This window comes from Novosphingobium sp. SL115 (assembly GCF_026672515.1).
Lineage (GTDB): Bacteria > Pseudomonadota > Alphaproteobacteria > Sphingomonadales > Sphingomonadaceae > Novosphingobium.
The window spans coordinates 1,374,968-1,392,692 of the sequence record NZ_JAPPRG010000002.1; the positions used below are offsets into that span (position 1 = coordinate 1,374,968).

General features: G+C 60.9%; 12 protein-coding genes. 8 read left to right on the forward strand and 4 right to left on the reverse strand.

What is annotated here, in order from left to right:
- Positions 1-20 precede the first annotated feature (20 nt).
- Together OVA07_RS08135 and OVA07_RS08140 are read left to right on the forward strand one after the other, a co-directional pair.
- Complete coding sequence (locus OVA07_RS08135) at positions 21-1,058, forward strand: phytanoyl-CoA dioxygenase family protein (protein ID WP_268170950.1); 1,038 nt, start codon at positions 21-23, stop codon at positions 1,056-1,058.
- Between the two features lie 174 nt (positions 1,059-1,232).
- Positions 1,233-3,341 (forward strand): TonB-dependent receptor, encoded by a 2,109-nt coding sequence (locus OVA07_RS08140; RefSeq protein WP_268170951.1) that lies wholly within the window; start codon positions 1,233-1,235, stop codon positions 3,339-3,341.
- A 73-nt stretch (positions 3,342-3,414) separates the two neighbouring features.
- Here the strand turns inward: OVA07_RS08140 and OVA07_RS08145 are convergent, their stop codons facing one another.
- Both OVA07_RS08145 and OVA07_RS08150 read right to left on the reverse strand, forming a co-directional pair.
- On the reverse strand, positions 3,415-4,383 hold the full coding sequence (locus tag OVA07_RS08145) for a creatininase family protein (protein ID WP_268170952.1): 969 nt from the start codon (positions 4,381-4,383) through the stop codon (positions 3,415-3,417).
- A 137-nt stretch (positions 4,384-4,520) separates the two neighbouring features.
- Positions 4,521-7,466, reverse strand: a complete 2,946-nt coding sequence (locus OVA07_RS08150) for a TonB-dependent receptor domain-containing protein (protein ID WP_268170953.1) — start codon at positions 7,464-7,466, stop codon at positions 4,521-4,523.
- Between the two features lie 382 nt (positions 7,467-7,848).
- Here OVA07_RS08150 and OVA07_RS08155 point away from each other — a divergent pair, with 382 nt between their 5' ends.
- Positions 7,849-10,515, forward strand: coding sequence for a glycoside hydrolase family 2 TIM barrel-domain containing protein (locus OVA07_RS08155; protein ID WP_268170954.1), 2,667 nt, complete (start codon positions 7,849-7,851; stop codon positions 10,513-10,515).
- A gap of 38 nt (positions 10,516-10,553) precedes the next feature.
- Entirely contained in the window at positions 10,554-11,813 is a 1,260-nt protein-coding gene (locus OVA07_RS08160) for an MFS transporter (protein ID WP_268170955.1), read from the forward strand.
- Here OVA07_RS08160 and OVA07_RS08165 read toward each other — a convergent pair.
- Positions 11,776-12,633: a sugar kinase gene (locus tag OVA07_RS08165; protein ID WP_268170956.1), complete on the reverse strand. Its 858-nt coding sequence runs from the start codon at positions 12,631-12,633 to the stop codon at positions 11,776-11,778. The two genes, OVA07_RS08160 and OVA07_RS08165, sit on opposite strands and share 38 nt — an antisense overlap.
- 31 nt (positions 12,634-12,664) lie before the next feature.
- Positions 12,665-13,873: a mannonate dehydratase gene (gene manD, locus OVA07_RS08170; RefSeq protein WP_268170957.1), complete on the reverse strand. Its 1,209-nt coding sequence runs from the start codon at positions 13,871-13,873 to the stop codon at positions 12,665-12,667.
- 102 nt (positions 13,874-13,975) lie between these two features.
- Here manD and OVA07_RS08175 point away from each other — a divergent pair, with 102 nt between their 5' ends.
- The 4 genes from OVA07_RS08175 to OVA07_RS19155 are packed head-to-tail and all read left to right on the forward strand — an operon-like array spanning position 13,976 to position 17,585.
- The gene (locus OVA07_RS08175; protein WP_268170958.1) at positions 13,976-14,728 is read left to right on the forward strand and encodes a FadR/GntR family transcriptional regulator; all 753 of its coding nucleotides are present in this window, start codon (positions 13,976-13,978) and stop codon (positions 14,726-14,728) included.
- A gap of 12 nt (positions 14,729-14,740) precedes the next feature.
- Positions 14,741-16,141, forward strand: coding sequence for a glucuronate isomerase (gene uxaC / locus OVA07_RS08180; RefSeq protein WP_268170439.1), 1,401 nt, complete (start codon positions 14,741-14,743; stop codon positions 16,139-16,141).
- Positions 16,138-17,133, forward strand: a complete 996-nt coding sequence (locus OVA07_RS19150) for a hypothetical protein (RefSeq protein WP_442789630.1) — start codon at positions 16,138-16,140, stop codon at positions 17,131-17,133. The genes uxaC and OVA07_RS19150 overlap by 4 nt, the downstream gene beginning before the upstream one ends.
- Entirely contained in the window at positions 17,043-17,585 is a 543-nt protein-coding gene (locus tag OVA07_RS19155; RefSeq protein ID WP_442789631.1) for a hypothetical protein, read from the forward strand. The genes OVA07_RS19150 and OVA07_RS19155 overlap by 91 nt, the downstream gene beginning before the upstream one ends.
- The last annotated feature ends 140 nt before the right edge of the window (positions 17,586-17,725 follow it).

Genomic DNA, 17,725 nt, shown 5'->3' on the forward strand with positions numbered 1-17,725 from the left:
GGGGCAGCGCAGGAGTTCGCATGCGATTGACCGCAGCCGTCGGCAAGACATTGATGGCCCCTGTTTGGGCGCTGCAATTGCTGACCGGGGCAAAGAGTTTCCTCGACAATCCACTGATCGGCTCGCGCAGGCTGAACCGGTACGGCTTACATGTGGCGCGGGTGCGGCTGGCGTCAGCCATGTGTGACTGGCGGCGCAGGCGGCTGGCGCGTCATGTGCGGCCCGAATGGGTGGCCGCGTTTGATCGGGACGGATTTGTCGCCATCCATGACGTTGTGCCGCAGGCGGACTTCCCGGCCTTGCGCGCGGCCATTCTGGGCTATCGCGGGCCCGCGCGCGAAATGCGGCAGGGCGATGCCATCACGCGCAGGCTGGCGGTTGATCCCGATATGCTGGCAGCGATTCCGGCGTTGCGCGCTTTGCTGGCGCGGCAGGATCTGGTGGCGCTGCTGAATTATGTTGCGGGTTTCCGCACAACGCCGCTGCATTACATCCAGACAATCGTCAGCCATACCGGCGCGAATGAGGCTGATCCGCAAGAAGCGCTGCATGCCGACAGCTTTCATTCCTCGTTGAAATCTTGGCTCTTTCTCAATCCGGTGACCGCGCAGGATGGTCCGTTCACCTATGTCCGGGGATCGCATCGGTTCACGCCGCAGCGTCTGGCATGGGAGCAGCGACGGAGCATGGCCGATCCACGCGCGATTGACCGGCTTTCCGCGCGCGGATCGCCGCGTGTGGCAACGAGCGATCTTGACGCGATGGGCCTGCCAGCGGCCGAAGGGCTGGCGGTTCCGGCTAATACGCTGGTCGTGGCCGATACGGTGGGCTTCCATGCGCGCGGGGCATCGGCAAAGGCGGGAGAGCGGGTGGAGATATGGTCCTATTCCCGGCGCAATCCCTATTTGCCGTGGCTGGGTGGCGATCTGTTGAGCATGCCCGGTCTGGCTGAGCGCCGCATTGGTTGGGTCTGGGCGCTGCGTGACCGATTCGAGGCACGCCTGGGCCAGCCTTGGCGTCCGGCCGGCGTGCGCGGGGCCTTGTCTGATGATGCCTGATCTGACGGCCTGACGACTTACCATGGTTGCCGCCGCTTGCTGAAAAAGGCGCGCAATAAAGGTTGTTATGATATCTTGTAACATTTGGACGGTCGGGTTAAGGGGCGGGCATGAGTCTGCGCTGGTTCGTTTGGGCTGGCCGATGTGTCTGAATGCAAAGAAGGAATATCCTCGATGAAGCTCCTCGCGCTCCTTGCCGGTTCCAGCGCTTTGGCCAGTGCTGTCATGGTTCCGCAGGCATGGGCTGATGAAGCGCCAGCTGATGGCCATGTGCAGCCTTCGTCCCAAATCGTGGTGACCGCGCCATTTCAGCGGGACCGGCTGGATATCTTGTCCGGCGTATCGGTGGTGCAGGGAGAGGAGCTGGCGCAGGCGCTGCGCTCGACTTTAGGGGAGACACTTGACCGCTTTCCGGGCGTTTCGGCCACGTCCTTTGGTCCCAATGCATCGCGTCCGGTGCTGCGCGGGCTTCAGGGCGAGCGGGTGCGTATCCTGACAGACGGGGTGGGCGCGTTCGATGTTTCCAACACTAGCGCGGATCATGCGGTGGCGATCAACCCGTTGCTGGCTGAACGGATCGAGGTGCTGCGCGGCCCGGCAACGCTGTTGTTCGGATCGTCGGCCATTGGCGGCGTCGTGAACGTGATCGACAAGCGCATTCCGCGCCAGATCCCCGACGAGCCAGTGCATGTGGATATGATCGGCACGTATGGTTCGGCGGCGGATGAGCGGTCGGTCGGCGGTGCGGTGGACGTGCCGTTGGCGGGCAAGTTCGTGATCCATGCCGATGGCAGCTATATGAAGACCGGTAATTTGCGCGTAGGCGGGAACGTGCTGGCCCCGGTTGCACGGCTCACGGCCTTGGCCAATGCCGGGACCGAGGATGAGGATCAGAGCGCTGAAGGCATCAGCTTTGCCGAAAATGCCGCACTGAAGGGGCGTTTGCCCAATTCCGGGGCCGAAACATGGACGGCAGGCGTAGGCGCGGCGCTGATTACCGATAGCGGCAACATGGGCATCGCCTATAGCCGGTATGACAGCCTCTACGGAGTTCCCGTTCGTTATGCGGTCCGTCCGGGCGAGGAGCAGGAAGGCCCACGTCTTGACGTGGCGCAAGACCGGCTGGACTTGCGCGCTGAAGTGGAAACCGGTGGCGGTCTGTTGAAATCCATCCGCGCCAGGGCGGGCTATGCCAGCTATCGCCACTTTGAACTTGAAGGTGATGGGGCCATCGGCACGGCGTTCTACAACAAGGGTTTGGAAGGGCGTCTGGAACTGGTTCAAGCAGATCGCGGGGCGTGGAAAGGGGCCAGTGGTGTCCAGTATTTCTCGCGTGATTTCAACGTGATCGGTGACGAGGCATTTCTACCTAAAAGCTCGACGCAGCAACTGGGCCTGTTCACGTTACAGCAGATCGATCTGGGCGCGCTGAAGCTGGAGGGCGGGGCGCGGTATGAGCATACGGTGGCGCAGGCGTTCCCCACCGGCGATCAACCACAGTTCTTTGGCGGCAAGCGTACGTTCGATACGCTCTCGGCCTCGGCTGGCGCGTCCTATGGCTTTGCGCAGGGCTGGCGGTTGGGCGTGAACCTTTCGCGCACCGCCCGCGCGCCTTCGGCTGAAGAACTGTTCGCCAACGGTCCGCACGCCGGAACGCAGGCCTTTGAAGTGGGTAGCCCCGACTTCAAGGTGGAACGCGCAACCGGGCTGGAAGCGGTGCTGCGTGGGCAGGGGGCTGGCTTCAACCTTGAAGCGTCGGCCTATTACAACTGGTTCGACAACTTCATCTATGAAGACCTGACGGGCGAGGTCGAGGATGGGCTGCCTGTCTATCAGTTCGGCCAGGCCAAGGCGCGCTATTACGGGTTTGAAGTGCAGGCCTCGGCCACACTGGCAAAGCTTGGCGGGATGGATCTGGTGGCAGATGGACTGGCCGACTATGTCCATGCCGAAGTGGTCGGCATCGGCCCTGCGCCGCGTATTCCACCCTTGCGCGTACAAGGCGGGCTGGCGCTGAACGGCAAGAACGTGGACTTGCGAGGCGAAGTGGAATGGAGCGACAGCCAGAACCGCACAACGGCCTTTGAAACGCAGACCGCCAGCTTCACCGTGGTCAATGCGCAAGTGAATTATCGCCCCTGGGGCAATGACCGTCCGCTGTCATTTGCGCTGTCGGCCAACAACATCTTTGATGTCGATGCGCGCCGCCATGCGTCGTTCCTGAAGGATTTTGCTCCACTGGCCGGACGAGATATCCGCATTACGGCCCGCGCCAGCTTCTGATAAAAGCGGCGGGGCCAAGAGCCCCGCCGTCACATCACGTTCCGCGCAATTGCCGGATGGAGAAAGGCGCGTATTATTTCCCTGATCCGGGCAGAAGGTCGCCATACTTCTTTTCAAGCTGCTTGGTGAATTCGTAGCGTTTACGCAGCTCGGTCAGGGCACCGTTTACATCAAATGCTGCCACTTGTGATGCGATCAGGTCGGCACCTTTCTGGCCCCAGGTGGCGCGTTCTTCTTCGGTCACCGCTGTCACCCATCCGCCATGATCTGCCGGGTCGGCATAAAAGCTGCCGGCGGGCGTGCCATTGTAGGGCGGTACGTATCGGGAAAGAGCGCTGGGGTCTTTCAACGTTTCATGGCGAGGCTGGCTGAGGCCGACCGGGATGTCATTCAGACGGCCCACGATCTGATATGCGCCATATGTGGTGAACTTGCGGTCATCTGGGCCGCCCGTGCCGAAGCGTGGCGGGCCATCGGGCGAGACTGGCCGGACCAGTCCGGTATCCATCCACAGAACCGGTACGTGGGTCTCGTCAAATATTTCACGCACGAGAGGAAGCATGGTGTTGTTCGATGGGCCGTGCGAGGTCAGGAAAACGATCCTGCGAAACCCCTGCCGGATCAGCGATCGGGTGAGCGCCTTGAGGTATGGCAGGCTGTCAGAGGTTGAAACATAGACGGTTGCAGGGCTGGTGGTGGTGCCGCCGGGATAGAAGTAGGCAAGGTAAGGCATGACCAGTCCATCGGACTTTTCGGCCAGCTTTACCGCATATGCCAGCGGGATCACGTATTCAACGTCCGTCGGGCTGCCGCCGTTTACTTCAGTCGGGCCGACCGGCACGAAAATGACATCATTGCGCTTGAGATATTCGGCCACTTCATAGCCTGTCAGCGTGGTCATCAGGCGCGAACGCATGGCAGGCGCTGATTGGCCGGTTGCGGCTGGCGCGGCGCTTTTACCGTCATTCGCGATGGCAGAAGTCGATATGCCCGTGGTCAGGCAAAGAGATGCCGCAAAGCCAAGCGAAAGGCGGCGGATCATGCGATGGGAAATGCCGGTGAGCATGCAAAAAACCTTTCAGATGTGCGTCGCTGCCAACGGACCATCGTAGCATTGCGATGCACATGCTCCACAATATCAGGCCGGATACGCGGGGCGTATCCGGCCTGTAATATTCATTAGAAGTTGAAGCGCGCGCCGATCCGGTAGGTTCTGCCCAGCAGATCGTAATAGGCATTGTTGTTGATGGCAGGCAGCGGGGGATCCTTGTCGAAAAGGTTGTTCACCGAGATGTAGATTTCGCGGCGATTTTCCTGCGAGCCGAAGTTGTAGCTTGCCCCCATGTTGACGTAAGTTACCGAAGGAATGACGTTGTTGTTGATGCTGATCGCCGATGTGGGGTCATAAGCGGCATCATCCGGACCGATCAGGCCATTGTTGAAGTGGCTCTTGCTGATCCAGCGGACCTGCATGTTCGCTTCAAAGCGTTCGCCGCGATACGCCAGTGTCGAATTGACCAGCCAGCTTGGCAAGCCCGCGCTGCCGCCAAAGATCGCGCCGGTCTGACCTGCACGGTTGATGCCGTCCGGGAAGGTGCGCGACACATCGAAGGTGGATTTGTATTCCTTCACATGCGTCGCCTGCGCATTGAAGGTGATACGACCGTCAGCACCTGCGAAAATTTCGTCAACGGGCTGAACGTATGACAGGCCGATGTCGAACCCGCTGGTCTTGAATTCGGCAAAGTTCGAATTGTTTGCCACGACGCTTTGCACCGCGCCATTTTGCGGGTCGTTGTTGGCAAACGTGATGAGCGAGCAATACGGGCTGTCAATATCGAGCGATGATGCTGTCGTGCCGATGCAGTTGGTGATGGCGGTGGCGGCACCAACTGCGCCAATCGCGTCACTTACGCGGATGCGGTAATAGTCGACTGAGATCTGAAGCCGCTTGAGGAAGCCAGGGTTGACCACGATGCCAAAGCTGGTCGTGCGCGCCTTTTCAGGCTTCAGGCTCGAATTTCCGCCGGTGACCACATCATAGGCATAAACCGGAAGTGAAGCGAACGGCGTGCGGTTGTCGCGGATCGTTGGCCGCGGCACCGTCAGCGCTGATGGCGTAAACAGTTCGGTCAGGCTGGGTGCCCTGATGTCGCGCGACACGGTGCCGCGCAGCATGATGTCCGGGATCGGCTGCCAGACGAGGCCAGCCTTCCAGGTCTTTACCCCGCCTGAGATGCTGTAATCTGTGGCGCGGACTGCACCGTTGAGGTTGAGCGTGCCCAGACCGGCTTCATCGGGAAGCAGCGGAACGATGGTTTCGAGATAAGCCTCGGTGACCGACTGCCCGACTTTGGGGAAGTTCCGTGGCGCACGCGCCATGAACAAGCCAGCCTGACTGATCGCGTCCACTTCCGTCTTGAACGTCTCACGGCGGAACTCAGCCCCGAAGCCCACCGACACCGGGCCTGCCCACAGCGAGAAAGGTTCGCCGTTCACGTTTGCTGCCACTTCCAGCAAACTCGTCGTAGCCTTGGCGTTCGATGTGCCAAAGGCATAGTCGTAGGCTTCAGGTGAGTAGCTGGCTTTGCCGAGGATGTTGATTGGGCGGCAACCGGCTGCCCGCGCAGCGGCGCTGGCGCAAACCACCGTCCCGTTCATCGACACTGCATTGATGGCGTTGAGGAAATTGCCGGTGATCGCGACGTTCGAGGTGACCTGTTCGCTTTGTGCCTGTCCGTACTGGGCACTGATGTCCCAGCGCCAGCCGTCTCCGACCCGCCCCTTGAAACCGCCCGCAAAGCGATAGGTGCGATTGGTGATTTCCTGTTGCGGCGGGCCAAAGTCATTACCGAGATAGCCGATCGTCAGCGACCCGCCTGCTGGAATGAGTGCAAGCTGCGCCGGGGTCAGGGCCGCTTGCAGGTATGGGTTGTCCTTGCTCAACGACAGGAATGAAGTCGTGCCGCCGGTGGCCGCGCGAATCTGTGCGCTGATGTTCTGCGTGCGCACGAAGGAATACATTCCCTGTGCCCAGACTTCTGTATCGTCGCCCAGTTCGTAGTTTACGTTGCCGAGCAGATTGTAGCGGCGGGTCTTGGCGCGGAGAACCTGATAAGGGTTGACGTTCGTGCCACCCACCATGTTGGTGCCCACTTGGCCTTGATACAGGCCCGCGTCGAAAGGTGTGGTTGTGACAGCGCCGTTGGAGCCGACCACGAACTGCAGATTGCGCAGGGCGGCAGGGTTTGATGTGGCGGTAGGCGTAATGAGGCCGCCAGTAGTAAGCGTGCCGAAAATCACGTTGTCGGTAATTAGGTTTGCCGGAAGACCGGCGGCGCGATTGGCAGGCAGCGAAACAGAGCTGACGTTGCGACTGCCCCAATCGCGCTTGGTGTTGAAAAGATCGGTACCCTGGTTGTTGTCGAATTCACCGCCGAAAATGACATGGCCGCGGCCACCGGCAAAGCTGGTGCCGCCGGCAAGCGAAGCAAAGACACTCTTGGCATCTTCATACTTGGTCTGGCCGTACTGGACATTGCCCTTCAGGCCTTGAAGGCGGGTATCGAGTTGAAGGTTCACGACGCCTGCGATGGCATCGGAGCCATACGCAGCCGATGCGCCGCCGGTCACCACATCTACACGCTTGATAAGCGCAGCAGGGATGAGATTGAGGTCCGTTGCGCCTGAAACGGTTGCGCCCGGCACGTTCACGGCCGTCAGACGCAGCCGGTCAACCAGAACCAGCGTGCGCACAGGGGTCAACCCGCGCAGATCGATGTTGTTGGCGCCTGAGTTGCCAATGCCACCGCTTTCCGGTGCCTGCGTGCGGCGGAAAGAGGGTATTTCGTTCAGGACGTCGGCCACGTTTACCGCTGCGCGGTCGCGCAGGACCTCCACACCGACCACGACTGTCGGCGTCGGCGCAACAAAGCCTGCACGTTCGATGCGCGAGCCCGTAACGATGATCGGGGCTGAAGTGTCGGCTGGCTCTGCATCTGCAGCCGCCGCCCCGGCGGCGGATTGCGGGGTGCCCTGATCGTCAAGTTCGGCAGCGGCGGCAAAATTGGACCAGCCTGCAAGCGCAGTGGTGGCAACAAGACACGTCAAGAATGTTTTGGGCATTATGCACCTCCCCGGTGTTAAACCTTGGTTATATTGGCATGACCAATATGGTTGACCTTCGTAGGCGTCAAGAGTGAATCTGATATTTTGGCCTAGCCAGGTGGCGTATTTTTCCGACTGGAGGTGGCTGTTCCACAGGGTGTTTTATCTTGGTGCGCAGCCTCAGATGACTGTTCTTGCAACGATTTTTTACTGCTAGGTTTTCCTTGCGGTACATTTTAGCGCCGAGGTAGCCGTGCACTGGTCGTAAGTGATGGCGGCGGCGAAGTGTGGGAATGATGTCTGATGCAGGGACAGTCTTGCCAGTCTTCCGCAAGCCAGCTAGGTCAGACCAATTATTAGGACCACTTTGCTTGACGCAAAATACAAGGCCGGAGAGATCATGCTGACACGCCAGATAAGCTGCTTTGCAGTAGCGGCAGTGCTGACCGCACCTTTTCCACCCGCACTGGCGCAGGAAGTCAGGCATACGGCTGTCATGGATTCGGGGTGGAAGTTCGCTCTTGGAGATTTTCCGGATGCAGCCACACCGGCCTTTGACGACAAGCAGTGGCAGCCGGTTGATGTGCCGCATACATGGAACCGCGTGGGCTACTATTTCCACACGACCGCTGGGACCAACACTGCCCAGACGGTAGAAAAAACGCAGGGTACAGGATGGTACAGGCTGCGCTTCACCCCCGACGCGCGCGCGCAAAAGGCCGTCACCTGGCTTGAATTCGATGCGGCGAGCCGCACCGCACAAGTCTGGCTGAACGGCGTATATCTGGGCGAGCATCGCGGAGGATTTTCCCGCTTTCGGATCAATGCCAGCAAGGCCGTTCGGTCAGGGGCAGAGAATGTCCTTGCTGTACGAGTTGACAACAGCCGTCCCGCAGCAGGGTCTTCGACAGCAGACGTTCTTCCGCTTACGGGCGACTTTTTCGTCCATGGCGGACTTTACCGTCCAGTCCGTCTTGTCGCGACGGACACGCTCCATATTGACATGGAAGACCATGGTGGCCCCGGCGTCTATGCAACGACGCAAGCTGCCTCCAGCGATCATGCCACGATTGAAGTGCGCACTCGCATTGCCAATCAGGCTGCAAAAGACGCAAAGCTAAACCTGCGGGCGCGGCTGGTCGATCAGCAGGGGCGCGAAGTTGCAGGTTCGGCCACTTCGATCCGCGTGGGCAAGGGGACCAAGTCCGAAGCCTTGTCGCGGTTGTCTCTGGCCACGCCGCACTTGTGGCAGGGGACGCAAGACCCTTATCTTTATGATCTCGTGGTTGAATTGGTCGACGCCAAGGGCTTGCTTCGTGACAAGCTGGTGCAGAAGTTCGGCATCCGCACGATGGCCTTTGATGCTGACCGCGGGTTCGTGTTGAACGGCAAGCCATACCGCTTGCGCGGTGTCGGTTATCATCAGGATCGGGATGGCAAGGGCTGGGCGATCAGCCGTGCCGATGTGGAGGAAGATGTCGCCACACTGCTCGAAATGGGGGCGAACTCTATCCGCCTGACACATTATCAGCACGGCAAGGACATACACGAGATTGCTGATCGGGAAGGGCTGGTCGTCTGGGACGAAATCCCGCTTGTTTCTATGTGGACGTTAGGCGGCAAGCGCGATGCCGATCCGGCGCTGGTTGCTAATGCAAAATCGCAATTGACCGAACTGATCCGCCAGAACCATAACCACGCCGCATCAGCAGTCTGGGGCATCGCCAACGAAGTCGACTTCGGCAATTCGCTGCCTGCATTCCTTACCGGCGGGTCTGATGGCAAGGAGATTGATCCCTTGCCGCTGCTGGCCGAATTGCAGGCCACCGCCCGAAAGGAAGACCCCTCACGCCCCACCGCGCTTGCGACATGTTGCGAGGGGCGCCTGTTCGCATCTGACGTTTCGATTCCCATTACCGCCCCGGCTGCTGACCTTGGTGGAGCAAATCGGTATTTCGGCTGGTATTTCGGGCAACCATCTGACTTTGGCCCGCACCTTGACGGTTTGCGTGCATTGCGTCCGCAGCAGCCGCTGGCGGTGACAGAATATGGCGCGGGCGGCGCGCTTACGATCCACACCGACAACGTGCTTGGCGCACCGGTTGATTCGCGCGGGCGTGCGCAGCCGGAAGAGTACGAAAGCTACATTCACGAAACCGCGCTGCCGCAACTGGATGCACGGCCCTGGCTTTATGCGACCTGGTTGTGGAATTCCTTCGACTTTGCGACCACCGTTCGGGCTGAAGGGGACGCGCAGGACATCAATACGAAGGGGCTTGTCGCTTACGACCACAAGACCCGCAAGGACGCCTGGTACTTCTACAAAGCCCACTGGAACCCTGCTCCGATGGTCCACATCACCGGGCGCCGGTATGTCGAGCGGGCTTATGGCGTGACGGACATCAAGGCTTATAGCAACCTGGCAAGCACCGAACTGTTTCTGAACGGTCGCTCGCTTGGGGTGCGGGAGAACTGCCTAAACCATATCTGTATCTGGCCGCAAGCTACGCTGGATGCCGGAACCAACGAGTTGCGGGCCGTCGGGCGGAATGCTGCGGGTTCTGCTGAAGACCGCCTGACATGGACGCTATCGGCGGAAAAGCGCAATCATGTGGTGATCGATGCTGGCACGCTTGTCGCTGCCAAGGGCAATGGTCGCCTGCTGGGTTCGGACAACTGGTTTAAAGGTGGCACGTCAGGTTCGTTGGACAAGCCTGCGGATTACGGGCGGCCTGCCCAGCCTGCGCAAATTGCAGGAACCGAGGAGCGAGAGGCGATTGCCAGCTACCGCACCGGCACTTTTGCGTACCGCATTCCGGCACCGGCTGGACGCTACAATCTGAAATTGTGGTTCGCAGCAACGCCCGCTGCGCCCGCAGGAGGCTTTGACGTCCTCGTGAACGGCAAGCAGGTGCTGAAGAATTTCAGTCCTGCTGCAGATCAGGACGGTGTGAAGGCTGTGGTGCAAAGCTTCAAGGTCACGTCCGACGGCCATGTCATGCTCGATTTCAAGGCCAACACGCGCGACGCGCAGGTTTCCCTGATCGAGCTTGAGCCGCGCCGCTGATTCCCAAGGCCTGTTCCTTTCAGAACCGAGATCAGACGATGTTCAGGAAAATTCCGCTGCGCTGGTGGATTATCGGCCTCGTGACGCTGGGCACGATTCTCAACTACCTTGCGCGCTCCACGCTTTCGGTGGCTGCACCTACACTCAAGACCGAATTTGCGCTGACAACCGAGCAATATAGCTGGGTCGTCCTGGCGTTTCAGGCCAGCTATACCGTGATGCAGACGGTGGCAGGTTCGGTTCTGGATACCCTTGGCACGCGCCTTGGTTTCTTTGTCTTTGCACTGGGCTGGGCGCTTAGCAACATGGCGCACGCCTTTGCCACGGGCTGGATGAGCCTTGCGGCCTTCCGGGCCATGCTCGGCGCGACCGAAGCTGCGGCAATTCCTGCCGGCACCAAAACTGTGGCGATATGGTTCCCACCGCGCGAGCGTCCGCTGGCGACCAGCCTGTTCCAGATGGGCACCAGCGTCGGGAACATGATCGCGCCTCCGCTGGTGGCGTTCTGCATTCTGGCTTGGAACTGGCAGGCCGCGTTCATCGTCACGGGTGCGCTTAGCATTGCCTGGGCCATATTGTGGTGGTTCGGCTATCGCGATCCCGGCCAGCATCCGCGGCTGTCTGACGCTGAACGGGCGCTCATCGAAGCCGGTTTTGCAGATGAAACATCAGCAAAGCCGGCCACGAAAGCCGATGTCCTGCGCAGCCGGTCTTTCTGGGCGATCGCGGTGCCGCGCTTTCTGGCAGAGCCTGCGTGGCAGACCTTCAACTTCTTCATTCCGCTCTATCTTGTCGCAGTGTGGAACCTCGATCTCAAATCGATTGCCATGTGGGCATGGATGCCTTTTCTTGCCGCCGATTTCGGCAGCCTTGCCGCTGGGCTTTTGCCGCCGTGGCTGATGGCGCGAGGGCAATCCATGCTGTCATCGCGCAAGATCACGATGACACTTGGCGCGCTGTGCATGGTGGGTCCGGCCTGTATTGGTCTAGCCACTTCGCCGGGTATGGCCATTGCGTTGTTTTGTGTTGGCGGGTTCGCTCACCAGATGTTGAACGGGGCGTTGATTACGCTTTGCGCTGACGTGTTTGACCGGCGCACTGTCGGTACGGCAAGCGGCATGGCCGGAACCTCTGCCTGGGTCGGGGGCATGCTGTTCACGCTGCTGATCGGGCAAAGCGCGGACGTATTTGGCTATAATCCGCTGTTCGTGGCGCTGGCCGCGCTGGATCTGCTTGCGGCGGTGGTGCTGTGGACCCTGCTCAGGAATCCCGCGGGGGAATCGCCCCGCGACGCATGATAGTCCAGCCTGCTAGGGCATGGCCAGCGCGTGCGGCTGCGGAAGGTTCCTCTCCCCGCAGTCGCGCCGCAATATATCCGGCGTTGAATGCGTCGCCGGCTCCGCTGGTGTCTATCGGTCGCAGCACCTGTTCAGGCGCGACAATCGTGCCATCGGGCAACCGGCAGCCTTTGGCGCCAAGCTTTACCACGGTTTCCGCACAGCCCAGCGATTGCCAGTGCGCGGCAACATCGTTGGCGTCTCCTGCGGAGCCGAGCATTACTTCGTCTTCCAGCGTGGGCAGACCAATCGTGGCAAGAGCAATGGCAGCGTCACGCGCGCGCACGGCTGTGGCCGCATCCGGCCACAGCCGTGCGCGGTAATTGCCGTCGAACAAAACTTGTCCACCCGCGTTGCGCACTCGTCCGGCCAATGCCAGAAGCTGACCGCGCCCTGCTTCGGGTAGGATCGCCAGTGACAGTAGCGAAAACCCGATCAAATCGGCGCGTTGCACCACGTCGAGCGCAGCCTGAAGGCCATGGCAATCGAACAACTGTCGCGCCGCGCTTTCGCCGCGCCAGTAGGTGAAACTGCGTTCGCCAGTATCATCCGTGCTGATGGCGTAAAGGCCGGGATTGCGCGCCGGGTCTGTCAGGACAAGGCTGGTATCAAGCCCTTCGTCAGCCCACCGCTGTTTCAGGTCGGCACTGAAGGGATCATCGCCAAGCGCGGTCAGATAAGCCGTGTCGATGCCTGACCGGGCAAGGTGGATGGCGGTGTTCAGCGTATCTCCGCCATAGCCGAGCTGCCAGCCCGTGCTGTCACGTGACAGCTCAAGCATGGCCTCTCCGGTCAGGATGACGCGCACGGTTCTACCAGTTCCACATCGTGCCGTCTTCCAACCGGGCGACCGGCAGATAGGCAGGCTTGTAGGGATATTTCGCGGCCAGCGTTTCATCAATATCGACGCCGTGGCCTGGGGTTTCGCCAACGAACAACTCGCCCTTGTCGAACCAGTAGTCATGCGGGAAAACCGCGTCTGTATCTTCGGTGTGGCGCATATATTCCTGAATGCCGAAGTTGGGCACCCAGGTGTCAAAATGCAGCGCGCAGCCCATCGTCACAGGCGACAGGTCGGTTGCGCCATGGCAGCCGGTGCGCACCTGATACATGCTCGCGAGATCCGCAATCCGGCGAAGATGCGTCAGGCCACCAGCGCCCACAACAGTGGCACGGATGTAGTCGATCAGCTGGTTCTGGATAAGGTCTTTGGCATCCCAGATCGTGTTGAAGATCTCGCCCACTGCCAGCGGGGTGACGGTGTGCTGGCGTACCAGCTTGAACGCCTCCTGATTTTCGGCTGGCGTGCAGTCTTCGAGCCAGAACAGTTGATAAGGTTCCAGCATCTTGCCCAGATTGGCCGCTTCCTGCGGGGTGTAGCGGTGGTGGCCATCATGCAGCAGATCGTGGTCAAAACCATAGGTTTTGCGCAGTTCCTCGAACAGCTTGGGCACATAATTCAGCGCCTTTCGCGTATCCCACCCGGTGACCGAAGGTAGGCTGGCGTCGGCCGGTTCATAGTAAAGCTTACCCCGGCCCACGCCATAGGCGTCCTTGACGCCGGGCACGCCGGTTTGCGCACGAATGGCTTTGTAGCCCATGTCGATGTAGTGGCCGACCGCATCGACTGTTTCGGCAATATCCGAACCATTGGCATGGCCGTAAACCATGATCCCGTCGCGGCTGCGTCCGCCCAGCAACTGATACAGCGGCATGCCTGCCATCTTGGCCTTGATATCCCACAGCGCCATGTCGACCGCAGCGATGGCGCGCATCGTGACAGGGCCGCGCCGCCAATATGCACCGCGATACAGGTATTGCCAGATGTCCTCGATCCGGCGCGGGTCCATGCCGATAAGGCAGGGCACGACATGTTCCTGAAGATAGGCGACGACCGAAAGTTCGCGCCCGTTCAGGGTGGCATCTCCAATTCCGTAAACGCCCTGATCGGTCTCGATCTTCAGTGTTACGAAGTTGCGGCCCGGACAGGTGACGATGACGCGGGCGGCAGTGATTTTCATGACTCGAAAACTCGCATTGGATGGGCCAGATGTGGTAATACCGATTGACGGACCAATTTCGGTCTGTCAAGTTCTCTGAATTGGTATTACCAGAAAGCTCCTATGGCAATCGTCAAATCCAACGACCGGCTTTATCAGGACCTTGCGCGCTCATTGCTGGATGAGCTGTCGCAGGGGCGATACCCTGTCGGAACCCGGCTTCCTGCTGAGCGTGATCTTGCTCTGCAATATGAAGTGAGCAGGCCGACAGTGCGCGAAGCCATCATTGCGCTCGAAGTGCAGGGGCTGGTCGAGGTTCGGATCGGTTCGGGCGCTTATGTTAAGCGCTTGCCGGGCGAGGAGGATCGCCCCGGTTTCAATGTTACCGCGTTCGAATTGACCGAGGCGCGTTTGCTGTTTGAGGGGGAGGCGGCGGCGTTGGCCGCGACGCAGGTAAACGATGCCGACGTTGCCGAGATTGAAGTGCTGGTTCAGCGCATCGCCGAGGAAAATCAGGACCCCAACGGCACTGAAAGCGCCGACCGGGAGTTCCACCTTGCGATTGCCCGCGCCACTCGCAACGTCGCCGTTTATAATGCGATCGAGCATCTGTGGAATCTTCGCGCGACATCGCCTGAGGCCGCGCTCCTGCATGAAAAGGCTCGGCACGCCAATGTCAAGCCGGTTGTGGAAGAGCATTCGGCGGTGCTTGATGCGCTGCGTGCCCGCGACCCCAACGCTGCCCGTGCTGCCATGCGCACCCATCTGTCCGCCGTACTGGAAGGCCTGCTGTTCGCCACAGAGGAACGCGCGCTGGCTGAAGCGCGCAAGGCCACCCAGGCCAAGCGTGAGCGCTATGCACGGGCCACTGCCTGAACTGGAACCGTAATGCTGCGTAATCTTGAATTGCATTGTGACCGGTTGTTTCCGGTTGAACCGTCTGTGCGTGGGTTGGCGCGGGAGTTGTATGCCTCGGTCAAAGGCCTGCCGATCATCAGCCCGCATGGTCACACTGATCCGCGCTGGTTTGCGGGTAACGAGACGTTCGGCAATGCGACCGAGCTACTGCTGGTGCCGGATCATTACGTGTTCCGCATGCTCTATTCGCAAGGGGTGGCGCTGGAAGATCTGGGTGTGCGCAACCGGCAAGTGGACCCGCGCGCGGCGTGGCGGTTGTTTGCCGAACGCTATGGCCTGTTCCGGGGCACGCCTTCGCGGATGTGGCTGGACTGGGTGTTTGCGCAAGTCTTCGGCATGGGCGTGCAGCTTTGCGCCGAAACCTCGGACCTGTACTTCGACACGATCACCGAGATGTTGGCCACGGATGCCTTCCGCCCGCGCGCACTGTTCGAACGCTACAACATCGAAGTGCTGGCAACCACGGAAAGCCCGCTCGACACGCTGGAGCACCATGGCGCGATCCGCGCGTCCGGGTGGCAGGGGCGGGTCATCACCGCCTATCGCCCCGATCCGGTGGTGGACCCGGAATTTGAAGGCTTTAGAGCGAACCTCGATGCGTTTTCCGCGCTGACTGGCGAGGATTGCCTGACATGGGAAGGCTACCTTGCCGCGCACCGGCAGCGCCGCGCCTTCTTCGCCACGATGGGCGCGACCAGCACCGACCATGGCCACCCCACCGCACAGACCGCCGACCTGCCGCTGGCCGAAGCCAAAGCGCTGTTCGCCAAAGTCGTGTCGGGAGACTTCACCGCGGCAGAGGCCGAACTGTTCCGCGCCCAGATGCTGACCGAGATGGCCGGGATGAGCCTTGACGATGGGCTGGTCATGCAGATCCACCCCGGATCGTTCCGCAATCACAATGCCGCCGTGTTCGAACGCTTTGGCCGTGACAAGGGCGCGGACATTCCGACGCGGACTGATTTCGTCCATGCGCTGAAGCCGCTGCTCGACCGTTATGGCAATGAGCGCGACCTTTCGATCATCCTCTTCACGCTGGATGAAAGCGTCTATGCCCGCGAACTGGCACCGCTGGCGGGGCATTACCCCTGCCTGAAGCTGGGTCCGGCATGGTGGTTCCATGACAGCCCCGAAGGGATGAAGCGCTTCCGCCATGCCACGACCGAGACGGCGGGCTTCTACAACACCGTCGGCTTCAACGACGATACCCGTGCTTTCCTGTCAATCCCGGCGCGGCACGATGTGGCGCGGCGCATCGATTGCTCCTTTCTGGCGCAGCTGGTGCTGGAACACCGGATCGAGGACTGGGAAGCGGCGGAACTGGCCACCGACCTGTCCTACAACCTTGCCAAGAAGGCCTACAGGCTGTGAGCCGTCTTTCTCCCGCAACGCTGGCCAGCCTGCCCGCCACTGTGGCGCGCCCGCTTTATGACCGGGATGCGCAGAAGGTCGGCATTGTCCACTTCGGCATTGGCGCGTTCCACCGCGCGCATCAGGCGTGGTATTGCGATGCGGCGATGAATGGTGCCAGTGAACAGGGGGGCGATCGCGACTGGATGATTACCGGCGTATCGCTGCGTTCGCCCGGCGTTGCGCGGCAGATGAACCCGCAAGGCGGGCTTTATACGCTGGCCGAGCGGTCCGCCGAAGGGACTGCCCTGCGCGTGGTCGGATCGGTGAGGAACGTGCTGGTCGCCAGCGAGGAGCCGGAGGCGGTGATTGCGGCGGTGGCCGCGCCTGACACCCGCATCGTCAGCCTGACGGTGACCGAGAAGGGTTATTGCCGCAGCGAGAGCGGCGATCTCGACTTCGCGCTCGCCCACAGTTTGAGCTTCTATTACTTCGTCACGCAGGGCCTGCTGCGGCGGCGCAAGGCGGGGCTGCCGGGGATCACTCTGCTGCCGTGCGACAATCTGGCCGACAACGGGGCAAAGCTGCACGCGCTGATGCGCCAGTATCTCGACCGGCATGAACCTGATCTGCTGGCATGGTTCGAGGATACCTGCGCCTGTCCTTCGACCATGATCGACCGCATCGTGCCCGCGACCACGGACGAGGATCGGGCGATGGTAGCCGAGGGGCTGGGGGTGGCCGAGGATCTGGGCGGGCTTGCCGATGAAGCCTGTGTCGTCACCGAACCGTTCAGCCAGTGGGTGATCGAGGACAAGTTTGCCACCCCGCGCCCCAATGGGAAGCGGTGGGGGCAGAGCTGGTCAGTGACGTTGCGCCATATGAAACCGCCAAGCTGCGCATGCTCAACGGCGCCCATTCGATGCTCGCCTATTGCGGCCTTGCGCGCGGGCACACCTATGTTCACGAAGCGATTGGTGACCCCGAACTGCACGATCTTGCCCTGCGCCTGATGGGCCGAGAGGCTGCGCCCACAATCGCGGCCGCGCCGAACCAGAACCTTGCCGCCTATGCCGAGGCGCTGATCGCGCGCTTCGCCAATCCCAGCCTCAACCACCGGCTGATCCAGATCGCCATGGACGGCAGCCAGAAAATCCCCCAGCGCTGGCTGGAAACGCTGGCCGCCAATGCCAAGGCCGGCAAATCCTGTCCCGCCATCCTCACCGCCATCGCCGCATGGATCCGCCACCTCCAGGGCCACAACGGCACAGTCGACGACCCCATGGCCGCAAGGCTCTCCGCGCTGGCGCGCAAAGCGGACACCGCCGATACCGCACGTGCCATATTCGCACACCGCGGGCCGCTCGCAGGAATCTGGGAACCGGACAACGCTGAGGTCGAGGCAATGAGCGCAGCCTACGCTCAAAAATGGGCACCAGAGGCGCAGGAGGGGCTTTGCACCTGAGGCGTGTGCCTGCTTTCGCAAGACCATCGCTACAAAAAACGGGAAGATGGCTGGGCATCTTCCCGTTCAGGTGTCCTGTCACGCCTTGCGGTGCGTGACGAGGGAGGCTCGGTTCGATCTTCTCAAGTTTTTCCTGCAAC